Annotated in this window: 15 protein-coding genes and 1 other RNA gene; 12 read left to right on the top strand and 4 right to left on the bottom strand. The window is 66.3% G+C overall.

From position 1 onward, the window contains the following. Positions 1 to 25: 25 nt before the first annotated feature. From VDQ18_RS04925 to VDQ18_RS04915, 3 genes are all read right to left on the bottom strand, one after another. Entirely contained in the window at positions 26 to 1,237 is a 1,212-nt protein-coding gene (locus tag VDQ18_RS04925) for a cyclopropane-fatty-acyl-phospholipid synthase family protein (RefSeq protein WP_323019901.1), read from the bottom strand. A gap of 70 nt (positions 1,238 to 1,307) precedes the next feature. Continuing rightward, the gene (locus tag VDQ18_RS04920) at positions 1,308 to 2,714 is read right to left on the bottom strand and encodes a deoxyribodipyrimidine photo-lyase (RefSeq protein WP_323019900.1); all 1,407 of its coding nucleotides are present in this window, start codon (positions 2,712 to 2,714) and stop codon (positions 1,308 to 1,310) included. 17 nt (positions 2,715 to 2,731) lie between these two features. Beyond that, a complete protein-coding gene (locus VDQ18_RS04915) occupies positions 2,732 to 3,952 on the bottom strand; it encodes an aminotransferase class V-fold PLP-dependent enzyme (protein ID WP_323019899.1) in 1,221 nt (406 codons plus the stop codon). A 145-nt stretch (positions 3,953 to 4,097) separates the two neighbouring features. On the opposite strand from VDQ18_RS04915, the gene VDQ18_RS04910 reads away from it, so the two are divergent. From VDQ18_RS04910 to VDQ18_RS04855, 12 genes are all read left to right on the top strand, one after another. Further along, positions 4,098 to 4,898: a FadR/GntR family transcriptional regulator gene (locus tag VDQ18_RS04910; RefSeq protein WP_323019898.1), complete on the top strand. Its 801-nt coding sequence runs from the start codon at positions 4,098 to 4,100 to the stop codon at positions 4,896 to 4,898. A 9-nt stretch (positions 4,899 to 4,907) separates the two neighbouring features. Beyond that, the gene (locus tag VDQ18_RS04905) at positions 4,908 to 5,690 is read left to right on the top strand and encodes an ion transporter (protein ID WP_323019897.1); all 783 of its coding nucleotides are present in this window, start codon (positions 4,908 to 4,910) and stop codon (positions 5,688 to 5,690) included. Between the two features lie 11 nt (positions 5,691 to 5,701). Further along, positions 5,702 to 6,057, top strand: a transfer-messenger RNA (tmRNA) gene (gene ssrA / locus VDQ18_RS04900). A 72-nt stretch (positions 6,058 to 6,129) separates the two neighbouring features. Continuing rightward, the gene (locus tag VDQ18_RS04895; protein ID WP_323019896.1) at positions 6,130 to 6,894 is read left to right on the top strand and encodes a DUF1194 domain-containing protein; all 765 of its coding nucleotides are present in this window, start codon (positions 6,130 to 6,132) and stop codon (positions 6,892 to 6,894) included. Between the two features lie 78 nt (positions 6,895 to 6,972). Then, positions 6,973 to 7,437: an SspB family protein gene (locus tag VDQ18_RS04890; protein ID WP_107752858.1), complete on the top strand. Its 465-nt coding sequence runs from the start codon at positions 6,973 to 6,975 to the stop codon at positions 7,435 to 7,437. Between the two features lie 78 nt (positions 7,438 to 7,515). Then, positions 7,516 to 7,980: a YbaK/EbsC family protein gene (locus VDQ18_RS04885; RefSeq protein WP_323019895.1), complete on the top strand. Its 465-nt coding sequence runs from the start codon at positions 7,516 to 7,518 to the stop codon at positions 7,978 to 7,980. After that, positions 7,977 to 8,414: an RDD family protein gene (locus VDQ18_RS04880; RefSeq protein WP_107752854.1), complete on the top strand. Its 438-nt coding sequence runs from the start codon at positions 7,977 to 7,979 to the stop codon at positions 8,412 to 8,414. The genes VDQ18_RS04885 and VDQ18_RS04880 overlap by 4 nt, the downstream gene beginning before the upstream one ends. A 150-nt stretch (positions 8,415 to 8,564) precedes the next feature. Then, positions 8,565 to 9,425 (top strand): arginyltransferase, encoded by an 861-nt coding sequence (locus VDQ18_RS04875; protein WP_323019894.1) that lies wholly within the window; start codon positions 8,565 to 8,567, stop codon positions 9,423 to 9,425. Positions 9,426 to 9,729: 304 nt separating this feature from the next. Beyond that, a complete protein-coding gene (locus VDQ18_RS04870) occupies positions 9,730 to 11,499 on the top strand; it encodes an acetolactate synthase 3 large subunit (protein WP_323019893.1) in 1,770 nt (589 codons plus the stop codon). 78 nt (positions 11,500 to 11,577) lie between these two features. Continuing rightward, positions 11,578 to 12,147 carry an acetolactate synthase small subunit gene (ilvN, locus tag VDQ18_RS04865; RefSeq protein WP_323019892.1) on the top strand — a complete coding sequence of 190 codons (570 nt, stop codon included), beginning with the start codon at positions 11,578 to 11,580 and terminating at the stop codon, positions 12,145 to 12,147. Continuing rightward, positions 12,144 to 12,584: a hypothetical protein gene (locus VDQ18_RS04860; protein ID WP_323019891.1), complete on the top strand. Its 441-nt coding sequence runs from the start codon at positions 12,144 to 12,146 to the stop codon at positions 12,582 to 12,584. The genes ilvN and VDQ18_RS04860 overlap by 4 nt, the downstream gene beginning before the upstream one ends. Then, entirely contained in the window at positions 12,581 to 13,213 is a 633-nt protein-coding gene (locus tag VDQ18_RS04855; RefSeq protein ID WP_323019890.1) for a 5'-methylthioadenosine/S-adenosylhomocysteine nucleosidase, read from the top strand. The genes VDQ18_RS04860 and VDQ18_RS04855 overlap by 4 nt, the downstream gene beginning before the upstream one ends. On the opposite strand, the gene lpdA is transcribed toward VDQ18_RS04855, so the two are convergent. Continuing rightward, complete coding sequence (gene lpdA, locus VDQ18_RS04850; protein WP_323019889.1) at positions 13,203 to 14,597, bottom strand: dihydrolipoyl dehydrogenase; 1,395 nt, start codon at positions 14,595 to 14,597, stop codon at positions 13,203 to 13,205. The genes VDQ18_RS04855 and lpdA overlap by 11 nt on opposite strands. Positions 14,598 to 14,713 lie beyond the last annotated feature (116 nt).

Raw genomic sequence — 14,713 nt, 5'->3', positions numbered from 1 at the left:
CGCTCCTCGGCAAAGGCCGCCGGGATCAGGCCGGCCGGCGCAGGGTTATCTGGGTCACGTCACAGATACCCGTGTGGAACGCCCCGGCGCAAGAGGTCAGGTAGAAGTCCCACATCCGCCGGAAGCGCTCGTCATAGCCCAGGGTCTGGATACGGTCCCAGGCCCCGGTGAAGGAATCGTGCCAACGCCGCAGGGTCAGCGAATAACTCTCGCCGAATTCGAGCGAGTCGAGCCATCCCAGCCCGGCCTTCTGCGCCTCGGCGGCGAAGCGCGCGGGCGAGATCAGCATGCCGCCCGGGAAGATATACTTCTGGATGAAGTCCACGTTTTTCCGGTAGGTTGGGAAGCGTTCATTGGGGACGGTGATGACCTGGATCGTGGCCTTGGCACCCGCTTTCAGCCGCTCGCGCACCGTCTCGAAATAGGCGGGCCAGTATTTCTCGCCCACCGCCTCGAACATCTCGATCGAGGCGATGCCGTCGTAGCGGCCCCGCTCGTCACGGTAATCCTGCAGCTTGATCTCCACCCGGTCGGCCAGCCCGGCCCGCGCCATCCGCTCCACGGCGAAATCGTGCTGCGCCTGGCTGATGGTCAGGCCCGTCACCTTCAGCCCCCGCTGGCCGGCTGCATATTCGGCGAACCCGCCCCAGCCGCAGCCGATTTCCAGCACGTGATCGCCCGGTTTCACCCCCAGCGAATCCACCAGTGCCGCGTATTTCTGCTCCTGCGCGCGTTCCAGACTCTCCTGCCCGCTGCGGAACAGCGCCGAGGAATAGGTCATGCTGTCGTCGAGCCACAGGCGATAGAATTCATTACCCAAATCATAGTGATAGGCGATGTTCTTCTTGGCCTGGGCCCGCGAGTTGCCGCGCAGCCAATGCCGCGCCCGCTCATAGGCACGCACCAGCGCCATGCCGGTGAATTCGTCCAGCAGCGCCGGATTGTCGTGGAAGATGACATCCATCAGCGCCTGCAGATCGGGGGTCGACCACCAGCCCTCCAGATAGGCATCGGCAAAGCCCAGCTCGCCCTCGCGGATCAGCCGGGCGAAGGCATCAGCGTTGTGCACAGTGATCTCGGCGGCAAGGCCGGGCTTCTCGCCCTGGGCGCGGAAGCGGCGGCCATCGGGCAGGATCACATCCAGCCGTCCCCGCCCCATGCGGCCCAGCTGGGCGAAGACCGGTTTGAAATAGCGCGGCAGCCCGCCCTGTCCCTCGGTCGAAGTCAGATGATCCATGTGCGTCCCCGTCGGCTCTTTTGCCTTTTACGACAGACTAGTCCGCTTGGATCTTCGTGCAAAAAGAAATTTACGTCTTCTTCAGCGCGGCATAGGCCGCGAGCGCCCTCTCGCGCCCCTGGGCCAGGTCGACCATCCGCTCGGGATAGGCCTTGGCGGGGTCGAGGCCCCAGGACCGCGGCACCGCCTCGAAATAGGCCAGCGCCTCGGGGCCCGACTTGCGGCTGAGTTCGGCGATGAAGGTCTTGCGGTAAGTCCCTTTCCCGTCGAATTTTTCCGCTTGGGTGCCCGGGTTGAACACCCGGAAATAGGGCGCCGCATCCGGCCCCGAACCCGCCACCCATTGCCAGCCCATCGCGTTCGAGGCCGGGTCCCAGTCCGTCAGGCAGTCCGCGAACCAGTCGAGGCCGACTTTCCAGTGCGTCATCAGATGCTTGGTCAGATAGCTGGCGACGATCATCCGCACCCGGTTGTGCATCGTCCCGGTCACGAACATCTGCCGGAGCCCGGCATCGACGATCGGCTCCCCGGTCAGGCCGCGGCGCCAGCGCTCGGCATCGGCGTTGTCGGTTTTCCAAGCAAAATCATCCCATTCCGGGCGCCAGTTCGCGTCCAGAAGATGCGGAAAATGGAACATCAGATGATGGGCGAAGTCGCGCCAGACCAGCTCCTTGCGGAAATGCGTGGCGCCGTCACCCGCCACCGGCAGCGCGGCGTGCCAGATGCGGCGCGGGCCGATCTCGCCATAGGTCAGGTTCTCTGACAGACCCGAGACCGCTTCAAGGGCCGGAAAATCGCGGTCCTCGCGATAGCCCTCGACCTTGGATTTCAGAAACGATTCCAACCGCTTGCGGGCCGCTTCTTCCCCCACCACAGCGTACCGCGCAAGCACCGGCGCCCCCCGGTTCATCGTCGCGCCCAGCTTCCAGGCCGCCAGATCCTCGCTGCCCGGCCAGGTCCCGGGCGCCCTCAGCGCCTTGGGGGCGGGCAGCGCCTCGTCCACGCCACGCGCGGACAGGGCCTTCCAGAAGGGCGTATAGACCTTGTAGGGGTCGCCTTGGCCGGTAGCGATCTCCCAGGGCTCGGCCAGTGTGTGTCCATGGAAGGAACGCGCCTCAAGCCCCTTTGATTTCAGGGTTTCCTTGATATCGGCGTCCCGCTCGCGCGAGAAGGGATCATAGAGCCGCGTCCACCAGACAGCCCCGGCGCCGACCTCCTCGGCCAGCGACAGCAGCACCGGCAGCGCCGCGCCTTTCCGCAGGATCAGCCGCGAGCCCTGCCCCTTGAGCCGCTCGGCAAAACTCTCCACCGCCTCGCCCCAGCGCCAGCGGGCGGCGGCGCCGATCTCGGTGACCGAGCGGTCGGCAATGAAGACCGGCAGCAGCGGCCGCCCGGTGGCGGCGGCCGCGGACAGCACGGGATGGTCGTCCAGCCGCAGGTCGCGGCGGAACCACAGGATCAGGGGCGTCTGGGACATGGAACCTCGGAGGGGCGTTACAGCTCCCGATCTAGCGCCCCGATCAGTTGGTCAACCTCCGCCCGGGAGGTGTAATGCACGAAACTCAGCCGCAGGACGCCCTGCGCGGGGTCGATCCCCTGCGCCTTCAGGGCGCGCAGCGCGTAGAAATCCCCGGCCCCCGCCATGATCCCGTGGCGCGACAGCCGCGCCGCCAGATCGCCGGCCGGAGCCTCGGCCTGCAGCGCGACGGTGGGCGCGCGCCCCTCGGCCCGGCGCGGCCCCAGCAGCCGCAACTCATTGCGGCTGCTCAGATAATCGAGGAGCGGTTGCAGCAGCGCGGTTTCCTGCGCGCGCATCAAATCATGGGTCAGTGCCGCCTTGCCGCGCGGGTCGAGCCCGGCGCCACCATGGTGATCGGCCAGCGCCTCGATGTAATCGGCCAGCCCCGCGCAGGCCGCGACCTGGGCATGGTCGGGCCCGGCCGGGGTGAAGCGCTTGTAGAGAACCTCGCCGTTGAAGACATGCCCCTGATTGGGCAGCGCCATCCCCAGCTCACGGCGGATCGCCATGATCCCCTGATGCGGGCCATAGGTCTTGTAGGCGGAAAAGAGGTAGATATCCGCCCCCAGCGCCGCCACATCCGGCAGGCCATGCGGCGCGTAGCTGACGCCATCGACGCAGACCACGGCGCCCGCCTCATGGGCCATGGCGGTGATCTCGGCCACCGGATTGACCTCGCCCACCACGTTGGAACAATGCGGGAAACACAAAAGCCGCGCACCCTGCAGCAGCTTCGGCAGACGGTCCAGCGGCAGATGGCCGGTCACCGGGTCGATCTGCCATTCGCGCACCTCGATCCCGCTGTCCGCGAGACGCCGCCAGGGGCCGGTATTGGCCTCGTGGTCCTGGTTGGTGACGACGATCGCCTCGCCGGGTTTCAGATGCTGGCGGAAGGCCTGGGCCAGAACATAGGTATTGGCCGTGGTCGAGGGGCCGAAGCTCAACTCATCCGTCGCGATCCCCATCATGGCAGCGAGCCGGCTGCGGGCTTCGTCCATCTCCTCGCCCCCCAGGCGAGACGCCTCGAACGGGTGATAGGGCTGCACCTTGCGCTGGTGGTAGAAGCGCGTGAGACGGTCGATCACCGGCTTGCAGGCATAGGAGCCGCCCGCATTCTCGAAAAACGCCTGTCCCTGGAGCGAGGGCTCGGCAAAAGCCGGAAATTGCGCGCGCACGAAATCAAGGTCCAGTTGCATCCGAATCCCCCCTCATTGTGGTTTCCGCGACCCTAGACCGCCCGCTCGCCCCCCGCCAGACCGGCCCGCGATTGACACGACTCGCCGGACCTGCCATCTTGATTGACAGACATTAAAAATAACACAAAGACAGTGGGTTGAGGCGATGAGCAGCACATCGGCCCCTGAAGGACGGGCGCCCGACCGGGCCAGTGCGATTGCCACGCTTCTTCAGGAGAACATTCTTTCGGGACATTACGGACCGGGCGACCGCCTGCCGTCCGAGGCCGATCTCTGCGCGCATTTCAAGGTCTCGCGCCCGACCCTGCGCGAGGCTCTGGGCCGTCTGACGGCGCGGGGCCTGATCGCCGCGCGGCGCGGTGCGGGGGGTGGCGCCTTCGTCACCCAACCCAGCGCCGCCGTGGCGGGCGAACAGATCGCCACGCTGATCGCGCTGTCGACCCGGGCCGAGGACAACGCCCACCGCCCCCTGCTGACCGAGGCGCGGATCCAGCTGCAACTGGGCTGCGCCGAACTCGCGGTGCTGCGTAAGGCGGATATCGCCGACCTCAGGGCCGAGATCGACCTGCAATCCGATTTCGCCATTCCCGACAGCGATTTCGTCGCCTCCATGCGGCGGATGAATCTGGCGCTGGCGGTGGCCTCGGGCAATCCGGCGATGGCGATGGTGGCGCAGGGGCTGATCGAGGCCGAATTCGCCGTGACCCCGCAGACCGGCTATGCCACCCGGATCCGGGCGCGCTTTCTCTCCTATCACGTGCGCATCGCCAATGGCATCGCCGGGGGCCGCGCCGATGACACGCGGGCCGCGCTGATGGAGTTGTGGAGCTTCGAATCCGACCGCGCCGGGGCCGGTGAGGGCGAGGCCCAGCCGGTCGAACGCCCGCCGCGCATGCGCGACCTTCGCCTGCCTCCGGTGCAACGCTTGAACCCGCTCTCCGAATAGCCCGGTGCCATGGACCCCGCGTCGCTGCGTCATCGCGTATCGGCTGCCATCGACCCCGAGATGCGGGTCCACCCCGGACTTTCCCCCTTCAACCGGCTGGTGGTGGCGGGGATCATCGTCCTCATCGCCATCGCCGTGCTGGAGACCGAGATCCATGTGATCCGCCATTACGCCTGGCTGATGGAGGCGCTGAAACTCGCGCTCTTCGCCTTCTTCGCGGCGGAATACGCGCTCAGGCTCTGGGTCGCGACGCTGAACCCGAAATACCCCAGCGTCTGGCGCTTCGCCCGCACCCCGGCGGCGCTGCTGGACCTGCTGGTGCTGCTGACCTTCGTCACGCCCTTTCTGGGGCTCGAGGCCGCGGTCTTCCGGCTGTTGCAGCTGACCCGGATCCTGCGGCTGGCGCGGCTCGGGCGCTATTCGCGGGCGCTGAACCTGCTGTTCGACGCCTTCCGCTCGCGCGCGACCGAGCTTTTGCTCAGCGCCATGCTGGCTTTCGGGCTGATGCTGGGTGCCTCGACGCTCCTGTATCTGGTCGAGCGCGAGGCCCAGCCCGAGGCCTTCGGCTCCATCCCCCGGGCCATGTGGTGGGCGGTCGAGACGCTGACCACCGTGGGCTATGGTGATGTGGTGCCGGTCACCGCTCTGGGGCGCGTCCTGTCGGCGCTGACCGCTTTGTGCGGCATCGGCATCATCGCCCTGCCCACCGGCGTGCTGGCCGGGGCCTTTTCCGACGCGATCCGCCGCGCGCGCGAGGACCGGCTGCACGATCATCCCCACGGGCGCGAGTGACCCCCAGAGCCCCCCTTGAGGCCCGCCCTTCGGCACCCTATATTGGGCTTGTTCCGGGCAACCGGGACTATGGACATAAACGCGCTCGTAATAATCGGATCGGACCCGGGGGCGGTACCCGGCGGCTCCACCAAAACGTCCTTCATTGGGGGCGAATGGGGCCGAAACAGGATCGACGAACGTCTAAAGGGGTTTGCTTTGTCCCGGTGAGCTACCACCGATATCGGTGCAAAACGTACAGTTGCCAATGACAACCGTGCTCCGGTGGCCGTCGCTGCGTAAGCAGTTGACCTAAACCGATCTTAAGTCCCTGCGGTTAGCCCCGTAGGGCGGGGTTCGGAGGTACCTGGCAACAGAAACCTCCACTTCCCCCCTCCCTTCACAGCTCCGCTCACGGTTTCGTGAACGCGCCTGCCCGCCCTGCATGGCACCATACCGCATGCCTGCCGGTCCCCATCCGCGCCGACCGACCCTGCGCCGCCTGCTCGGCGCCCTTGCGCTGGCGCTGCCGCTGGGGGCCGCCCCTCAGGCCCGGGCCTGCGATATCGCGCTGATGCTGGCGGTCGATGTCTCGGGCTCGGTCGACAGCTATGAATACGCGCTCCAGCTTCAGGGCATCGCCAATGCGCTCAGGGACGAGGATGTCCGCGCCGCCCTCCTGCAGGGACAGGTCGCGCTGGGGGTCATGCAATGGTCGGGCGCCATGGAGCAGACCGTCTCGGTTCCCTTCACCCGCCTCACGGAACCCGCCGAGGTGGCGCAGCTTGCCGCCCGCATCGGCACCCTGCCCCGGGCCCATGCCGGGGGCAACACTGCCGTGGGCGAGGCGATCGCCGTGGCGGTCGAGCAATTCCGCCAGGTCCGCGACTGCGCGCATTGGGTGATCGACATCTCGGGTGACGGGGACGAGAACGAGGGCTACACGCTCGCCACCGAACGCCGCACAGCCTATGCCCGGGGGATCACCATCAACGGCCTGGCGATCGAGGCGGCAGGCACCGGCCAGCCGATCACCAATTTCTACCGCCGCAACGTCGTCACCCCCGGCGGTTTCGTCATCACCGCCCATCAGCACAGCGATTTCGCCCGCGCCATGCGCCAGAAAATGCTGCGCGAACTGATCCCGCCGATGGCCCTCGTCCCGGCCCCGCGCGACACGCAACTGGCCAGCCTGTCGGGTTTTCTGCACCTGCACCCCCGCTGAAGGCTTTTCTTCGGTCGCGAAACGCCTATGCTCAGGGGCAGACGACCCCGACCATCCGGGGGTTCGAAGGGGATGATGATGACGCGCGGAATCGACTACGGAAACCTGATGCACCAGGCCATGCGCGGCCTGATCCGCGAGGTGATGATCCGCACCGCCGAGCACGGCCTGCCGGGGGCGCATCACTTCTTCATCACGCTGAACACCCAGTATCCGGGCGTCGAGATGGCCGATTGGCTGAAAGCGCGCTACCCGGACGAAATCACCATCGTCATCCAGCACTGGTTCGAGAACCTTGCCGTCGATGATCAGGGATTCGCCGTGACGCTCAATTTCGGCAACCAGCCCGAGCCGCTCTATATCCCCTTCGACGCGATCTCGACCTTCGTCGACCCCTCGGTCGAATTCGGCCTCAAGTTCGAGACCCATGTCGATGACGATGACGAGGATGAGGACGACGACGAGGAAGCGCCGATGCTGCATTCGGTGCCCGAAGCGCCGAAAGCGGGCGAAGTCGTGAGCCTCGACAAGTTCCGCAAGTAGGCCTCCCACTGTCTTGCAGACCACCGACTTGCAGCTTGGCGCCGTGATGCCCATGTTGACCGCAAGACGGAGACAGACATGAGCAAATCGCTGGCGCGCGTCGCCAAGGCCATCGAGGACAGCGGACTTCAGGCGGAAATCCTGAACCCCGGCCCCAGCCGCACGGCCGAGGCTGCCGCCGCGGCCTGTGGCTGCGAGCTGGACCAGATCGTCAAATCGCTGATCTTTCAGGGCGAAAGCGGGCAGATCTATCTGTTCCTGACCGCTGGCGGCAACCGGCTGGACCCCGACCGCGCCGCGGCGCTGGCGGGCGAGGCGCTGAGCCGCGCCGACGCCGCCACGGTGCGCGCGGCCACGGGTTTCGCCATCGGCGGCGTGGCTCCGGTCGGGCATCTGACCCCGCCCGCGATCTTCGCCGATCCCCGCCTGCGCGACTTTGCCGTGGTCTATGCCGCGGCCGGAACGCCTGACCATGTGTTCTCGGTCGAGCCCGGCGCCCTGATTGCCGCCTGCGGCGCGCGCGAAGGAGCTTTCACTGCATGACCGCCCTGCCCGATCCCTATGACGATCCCGCCTTCTACGACGATCTGATCCCCAAGCGCTTCCTCGCCTGGGTGGTGGATCTGGCGATCACGCTGATCCTGGTGGTGCTGGCCCTGGCGCTGACCGGCTTCATCGCCATCTTCATCCTGCCGCTGGTCTGGATGGGCGTCGCCATCACCTACCGCACACTGATGCTGGACCGGTTCGGCGCCACCGCCGGGATGATGCTGGTGGCGCTGGAATGGCGCAGGCTCGACGGGCGGCAGCCGGACACGGCGCTGGCGCTTTGGCATTCGGCGATCTACGCGCTGTCGATGAGCTTCATCCTGGGCCAGCTGGTCTCGGTCCTGCTGATGGTCATGACGCCCTACAAACAGGGGCTCAACGACAAGATCCTCGGCACCGTGATCGTCAACCGGAGCCTGGTTTCCTGAAGTGACGTTCCTGTCGCGCAAGCGACAAACAATCCCTTGGCGAGGACAAATCGCCTTGCTACGGTAGCCCGGAAACCCGCCTGACCCCGGTCAGACCGGGGCCTCGCCAGTGACAACCACAGCCTCGACCAGGAAGGACGGGCGCCCATCATGCGCCATTCGCTGCCTATCGCGCCGCAGTTCTATGTCACGGCGCCGCAGCCCTGCCCCTATCTGCCGGGGCAGAGCGAGAGGAAATTGTTCACCGCCCTGACCGGCGAAGGGGCGCGCGCGCTCAACGACACGCTGTCGAAACAGGGCTTCCGGCGCTCGCAGAACGTGCTCTACCGCCCGGCCTGTTCGGAATGCGCGGCTTGCCTCTCGGCCCGGATCCGGGTGGCGGATTTCGAACCCTCGCGCAGCCAGCGCCGCAACCTGCGCCGCAACGAGCATCTGAACCGCGAGGCGACCAGCCCCTGGGCCACGGATGAGCAATTCACCCTCTTCCGCCGCTACCTCGACAGCCGGCATGCCGATGGCGGCATGGCCGACATGGATATCTTCGAATTCGCGGCGATGATCGAGGAAACGCCGGTCCGCTCGCGCGTCATCGAATACACCGAAAAGCCCGAGGTCGCGCCCAAGGGCCAGCGCGGCTCGGGCCGCAAGCTGGCGGCGGTCTGCCTGACCGATGTGCTCGATGACGGGTTGAGCCTCGTCTATTCCTTCTATGACCCCGACCGGATCAAGGACGGGCTCGGCACCTACATGATCCTCGACCATGTGGCGCTGGCCCGGCAGGTGGGCCTGCCTTACGTCTATCTCGGCTATTGGGTGCCGGGCAGCGTCAAGATGGCCTACAAGGCCAGTTTCGGCGCGCTCGAGGTCTATCGCGACGGCCAGTGGCGCGATCTGGGCAATCCGGCGGATTACACCGAGCAGCCGCATCCGCTGGCTGTGCGGCCGATTACCGAACAGGTGGCGGCGATCACCCTGCCGCCGACCGAATCAGGGCTGAAGTCGGGGCGCTGAGCCGTTCCGATTTCCATTTCCTGCGTCAGAAAGTGACCCTGCGCAACTTTCGCAAAGATTTCCTGCCGAATTCGCATCAAACACCCCGCTTTGACGGTTGACGCTGCTTTGCGGCAGACGTAAATTCCGCCCGAACCAAGAGGTGACGAATGCATTTCGTACTTATCAGTTCCGGGGGCCTGAACGGATCGGTGTAGCACCGAAACCGAACGTCCCCCGTTTGCCCCCCTGACCGGGGGTTTTTTATTGCCCGCGTTGCCGGTCTGAGGCACAGACCGGACCCAGACCAGAGGTGGAGAAGACCATGTCCCAGCAGAAGACCACGTCGCAGATGACCGGCGCGAAAATGGTCGTTCAGGCGCTCAAGGACCAGGGGGTCGAGGTGGTCTTCGGCTACCCGGGCGGCGCGGTGCTTCCGATTTACGACGAGCTGTTCCAGCAAAACGAGATCCGCCACGTGCTGGTGCGCCACGAACAGGGCGCCACCCACATGGCCGAAGGCTACGCGCGTTCCACCGGCAAGCCGGGCGTCGTGCTGGTGACCTCGGGGCCCGGGGCGACCAATGCCGTCACCGGCATCACCGACGCGCTGATGGATTCGATCCCGATGATCGTGCTGTCGGGCCAGGTGCCCACCTTCCTGATCGGCACCGACGGCTTCCAGGAGGCCGATACGGTCGGCATCACCCGCCCCTGCACCAAGAACAACTGGCTGGTGAAGGATCCCGACCGTCTGGCCGAGACGATCCACCAGGCGTTCCATGTCGCGACCTCGGGCCGCCCGGGTCCGGTGCTGGTCGATATCCCCAAGGACGTGCAATTCGCGGAAGGCACCTACACGCCGCCGCAAAAGGCCAAGGTCGACCATTACCAGCCCCGCGTGAAGGGCGATATCGACGCCATCACCGCCCTGGTCGAGATGCTCGAACAGGCCGAGCGCCCGATCTTCTACACCGGCGGCGGCGTCATCAACTCGGGCCCCGCGGCCTGTCAGCTGCTGGTCGAACTGGCCGATGCCACCGGCATCCCGGTCACCTCGACCCTGATGGGTCTGGGCGCCTATCCGGCGTCCGGCAAGCAGTGGATCGGCATGCTGGGCATGCATGGCCTCTACGAGGCCAATATGGCGATGCATGATTGCGACCTGATGATCAACATCGGTGCCCGCTTCGACGACCGCATCACCGGCCGCGTCAACGCCTTCAGCCCGAATTCGCGCAAGGTCCATATCGACATCGACCCCTCGTCCATCAACAAGGTGATCCGTGTCGATCTGCCGATCCTGGGCGACGTGGGCCATGTGCTGGAGGACCTGCTGCGGATCTGGAAATCGCGCGGTCGCAAGACCAACCGCGAGGGGCTGGCCCAGTGGTGGAAGCAGATCGACGCATGGAAAGCCGTCAACTGCCTCGCCTACAAGGGCTCTGAGTCGATCATCAAGCCGCAGCTCGCGCTGCAGCGGCTGGAGGCCCTGACCAAGGGCCGCGACCGCTACATCACCACCGAGGTCGGCCAGCACCAGATGTGGGCCGCGCAATACCTTAATTTCGACGGCCCGAACCGCTGGATGACCTCGGGAGGCCTCGGCACCATGGGCTATGGCCTGCCGGCCTCGATCGGCGTGCAGATCGCCCATCCCGATGCGCTGGTGATCAACGTCGCCGGTGAGGCCTCGTGGCTGATGAACATGCAGGAGATGGGCACCGCGGTGCAGTTCCGCACGCCCGTCAAGCAGTTCATCCTCAACAACGAGCGTCTGGGCATGGTCCGCCAGTGGCAACAGCTGCTGCATGGCGAGCGCTATTCGCATTCGTGGTCGGAATCGCTGCCCGATTTCGTCAAGCTGGCCGAGGCGTTCGGCTGCAAGGGCATCCGCGCCGAGCATCCCGACGAGTTGGACGACGCGATCATGGCGATGCTGGATTACGACGGTCCGGTGATCTTCGACTGCCTGGTCGAGCGGCACGAGAACTGTCTGCCGATGATCCCCTCGGGCAATGCGCATAACGACATGCTGCTGCCCTCGGACGATGTGCGCGGCGCCATCACGGGCATCGGCCTGACGCTGGTCTGATCCTGACGGAACCGGCGGCCCCCCAGCGGGCCGCCGGACCCCGGCCCCTGTCCTTCCCGCTTACCGAACGGAACCCCCATGTCCCCGCTACACATCCAGCAAGGTTCGTCCAAGCACTCCGCCTATGACCTTCGCGACCCGCATTCGGACATCATCGAATCCCACACCCTGGCGGTGATCGTCGCCAACGAACCCGGTGTCCTGGCCCGTGTCATCGGCCTCTTCTCCGGGCGCGGCTACAACATCGAAAGCCTGACGGTCGCCGAAACCGACCACAAGGGCCATCTGTCGCGCATCACCATCGTGACCAAAGGCACCCCCGCCGTCATCGAGCAGATCAAGGCGCAACTGGGCCGCATCGTCCCGGTGCACGAGGTCCATGACCTGACCGTCGAAGGCGCCTCGGTCGAGCGGGAACTCGCGCTCCTGAAGGTCGAAGGCAAGGGCGACGCCCGGATCGAGGCCCTGCGCCTGGCCGAGATCTTCCGCGCCAATGTCGTCGACTCGACGCTGGGCAGCTTCGTGTTCGAGATGACCGGCGCGCCGTCGAAAATCGACGCCTTCGCCGATCTGATGCGCCCGCTCGGCCTGACCGAACTGGCCCGCACCGGCGTCGCGGCCCTTCCCCGCGGCGGGGCCATGGGGTGATCCGCCGGGCGCTGCCCCTGGTCACGGGGGCGGCGCTGACCGCGGCGCTGGTGCTCTGCCTCGTCGCCATGGTTCAAAGCTGGCAGCTGCACCGGTTGCGCCCGCCCGGCCACCGGACCGAGGCCGTGGTGCTGATTACCGATCTGCGCGAACCCAGCCGCGAGACGCCCTGGCCCCGCGGCGAGGTCCGGCTTTTCGTCTCGGACAGCGAGGCCGGGACCTTCACCGCCAGCCTCGACCATCCGCCCGCCTCGCTGACCACGCTCTGGGCCGGCGGCACGGTCGCGGTCGCCGTCCTGCCGGGCGATCCGCCGCAGGTCGCCTTCTGGCCGGTGATCCCCGAGGCCCGGCGCCGCGTCACGCTGATCGCCCTTGCCCTGGCGCTGGGCCTTGCGGCAGTCTCGGGCCTGGCCGACCGTCTGATGAGAAGCCGATGATGTTGACCCGCCTCTCCGGCCATGACGTGCTCTTCGTCATGGCCGCCCGCGCCGAATTCGGCCCGCATCTGCAGGCCCGGATCACGCCCCTGATAACCGGCGTCGGACCTGTGGAAGCCGCCATCGGCACCGCCACGGCGCTGGCGCGGCTCTCGGCCGCCGGGACGCCGCCGGATCTGGTGGTCTCGCTCGGTTCAGCCGGATCGGCGCGGCTGGCCCATTGCGGCCTCTATCAGGCCAGCGCGGTTGCTTGGCGCGACATCGACGCCTCGCCCCTGGGGTTCGAGAAAGGCATGGTGCCGTTCCTGGACCTGCCGAAGGTGCTGCCGCTGCCCCTGCGCCTGCCGGGGATCGAGGAAGCGACGCTCTCCACCGGCGGCAACATCGTCTCGGGCGCCGCCTATGACGGCATCGCCGAGGATATGGTGGATATGGAGACCTACGCCGTGCAGCGCGCCTGCATGCAGGCCGGGCTGCCGCTGATCGCGCTCAGGGGGATTTCGGACGGGCAGTCGGACCTGACCGGCCTGCACGACTGGACCGAATACCTGCACATCATCGACGAGAAACTGGCCAGAGCGGTCGACATCCTGTCCACCGCGCTGGCCGAGGGATTGCTCAGAAGTTGATGACCCGGCCGTAGGCGTCCAGCACACTCTCGTGCATCATTTCGCTCAGCGTCGGATGCGGGAAGACGGCGTGCATCAGCTCTTCCTCGGTCGTCTCCAGCGTCTTGCCGACGACATAGCCCTGGATCATCTCGGTCACTTCGGCGCCGATCATATGGGCGCCCAGCAATTCGCCGGTCTTGGCGTCGAAGACGGTCTTCACCAGCCCCTCGGGCTCGCCCAGGGCAATCGCCTTGCCGTTGCCGATGAAGGGGAAACGGCCGACCTTCACGTCATAGCCTTGTTCCTTGGCCTTCGCCTCGGTCAGGCCGACGCTCGCCACCTGCGGATGGCAATAGGTGCAGCCGGGGATCGAAGTTGCCTTGACCGGATGCGCGTGCAGCCCGCCGATCAGTTCCGCGACCATCACGCCCTCATGGCTGGCCTTGTGCGCGAGCCACGGACCACCCGCGATATCGCCGATGGCCCAAAGGCCCGGGACGCCCGTGCGGCAGTATTCGTCGGTCACGACATGGGTGCGGTCGATCTTCACGCCCAGCTCTTCCAGCCCCAGATCCTCGACATTGCCGACGATGCCGACAGCCGAAATCACCGTGTCGAACTCGGCCGTCTCGGTCTTGCCGCCCGCTTCGAAATGGGCGACGACCTTGCCGTTGCCGCGGTCCAGTTTCTTGACCGTGGTCTTTTCCTTGATGACCATGCCCTGCTTGACGAAGGCCTTCTTCGCCAGGGCCGAGATCTCCGCATCTTCCACCGGCAGCACGCGGTCCATCACCTCGACAACGGTGGTCTTGGCGCCCAGCGTGTTGAAGAAGCTGGCGAATTCGATGCCGATGGCGCCCGAGCCGATAACCAGAAGGTTCTTCGGCATGCGCTTGGCGACCAGCGCGTGACGATAGGTCCAGACCAGATCGCCATCCGCTTCCAGCCCCGGCAGCTCCCGCGCGCGGGCGCCGGTCGCCAGGATGATGTCCTTGGCCTTGAGGCTCTCGCTGCCCTTCTCGGTCTTGACCGAGACCACGCCGCCCTTGCCCAGCGTCGCGGTGCCCATGACCACGGTGATCTTGTTCTTCTTCATCAGATGGCCGATGCCGCCCGAGAGCTGCTTGGCCACGCCCCGAGAGCGTTTGACCACGGCATCCAGATCGAAGCCGATCGAGCCCGCGCTCAGGCCGAATTCCTTGGCGCGGTGCATGAGGTGAAAGACCTCGGCCGAGCGCAGCAGCGCTTTCGTCGGGATGCAGCCCCAGTTCAGGCAGATGCCGCCCAGGTTCTCGCGCTCGACGATGCAGACCTTCTTGCCTAGCTGCGCGGCGCGGATCGCCGCGACATAGCCGCCCGGCCCTGACCCGATCACGACGACATCAAAGCTCTGCTCGGCCATGGATCCCTCCCGCATGGAATATAGTTCAGCACTAAACTACTTTTGTCTTCAGCGCAACCTTGACCTGCTGCCGGGCGCGTTTCGGCATCCTGCCCTGCGCCCGGAGCATGGCCCGC

The sequence above is a fragment of the Pararhodobacter sp. genome, from assembly GCF_034676075.1.
In the GTDB taxonomy this organism is placed as follows: domain Bacteria; phylum Pseudomonadota; class Alphaproteobacteria; order Rhodobacterales; family Rhodobacteraceae; genus Pararhodobacter.
This window is presented reverse-complemented; position numbering and strand designations above follow the sequence as displayed.

Coding starts and splice junctions, on each gene's coding strand:
- VDQ18_RS04925 (WP_323019901.1), bottom strand. CDS start 1,237: ATGGATCATCTGACTTCGACCGAGGGACAGGGCGGGCTGCCGCGCTAT.
- VDQ18_RS04920 (WP_323019900.1), bottom strand. CDS start 2,714: ATGTCCCAGACGCCCCTGATCCTGTGGTTCCGCCGCGACCTGCGGCTG.
- VDQ18_RS04915 (WP_323019899.1), bottom strand. CDS start 3,952: ATGCAACTGGACCTTGATTTCGTGCGCGCGCAATTTCCGGCTTTTGCC.
- VDQ18_RS04910 (WP_323019898.1), top strand. CDS start 4,098: ATGAGCAGCACATCGGCCCCTGAAGGACGGGCGCCCGACCGGGCCAGT.
- VDQ18_RS04905 (WP_323019897.1), top strand. CDS start 4,908: ATGGACCCCGCGTCGCTGCGTCATCGCGTATCGGCTGCCATCGACCCC.
- VDQ18_RS04895 (WP_323019896.1), top strand. CDS start 6,130: ATGCCTGCCGGTCCCCATCCGCGCCGACCGACCCTGCGCCGCCTGCTC.
- VDQ18_RS04890 (WP_107752858.1), top strand. CDS start 6,973: ATGACGCGCGGAATCGACTACGGAAACCTGATGCACCAGGCCATGCGC.
- VDQ18_RS04885 (WP_323019895.1), top strand. CDS start 7,516: ATGAGCAAATCGCTGGCGCGCGTCGCCAAGGCCATCGAGGACAGCGGA.
- VDQ18_RS04880 (WP_107752854.1), top strand. CDS start 7,977: ATGACCGCCCTGCCCGATCCCTATGACGATCCCGCCTTCTACGACGAT.
- VDQ18_RS04875 (WP_323019894.1), top strand. CDS start 8,565: ATGCGCCATTCGCTGCCTATCGCGCCGCAGTTCTATGTCACGGCGCCG.
- VDQ18_RS04870 (WP_323019893.1), top strand. CDS start 9,730: ATGTCCCAGCAGAAGACCACGTCGCAGATGACCGGCGCGAAAATGGTC.
- ilvN (WP_323019892.1), top strand. CDS start 11,578: ATGTCCCCGCTACACATCCAGCAAGGTTCGTCCAAGCACTCCGCCTAT.
- VDQ18_RS04855 (WP_323019890.1), top strand. CDS start 12,581: ATGATGTTGACCCGCCTCTCCGGCCATGACGTGCTCTTCGTCATGGCC.
- lpdA (WP_323019889.1), bottom strand. CDS start 14,597: ATGGCCGAGCAGAGCTTTGATGTCGTCGTGATCGGGTCAGGGCCGGGC.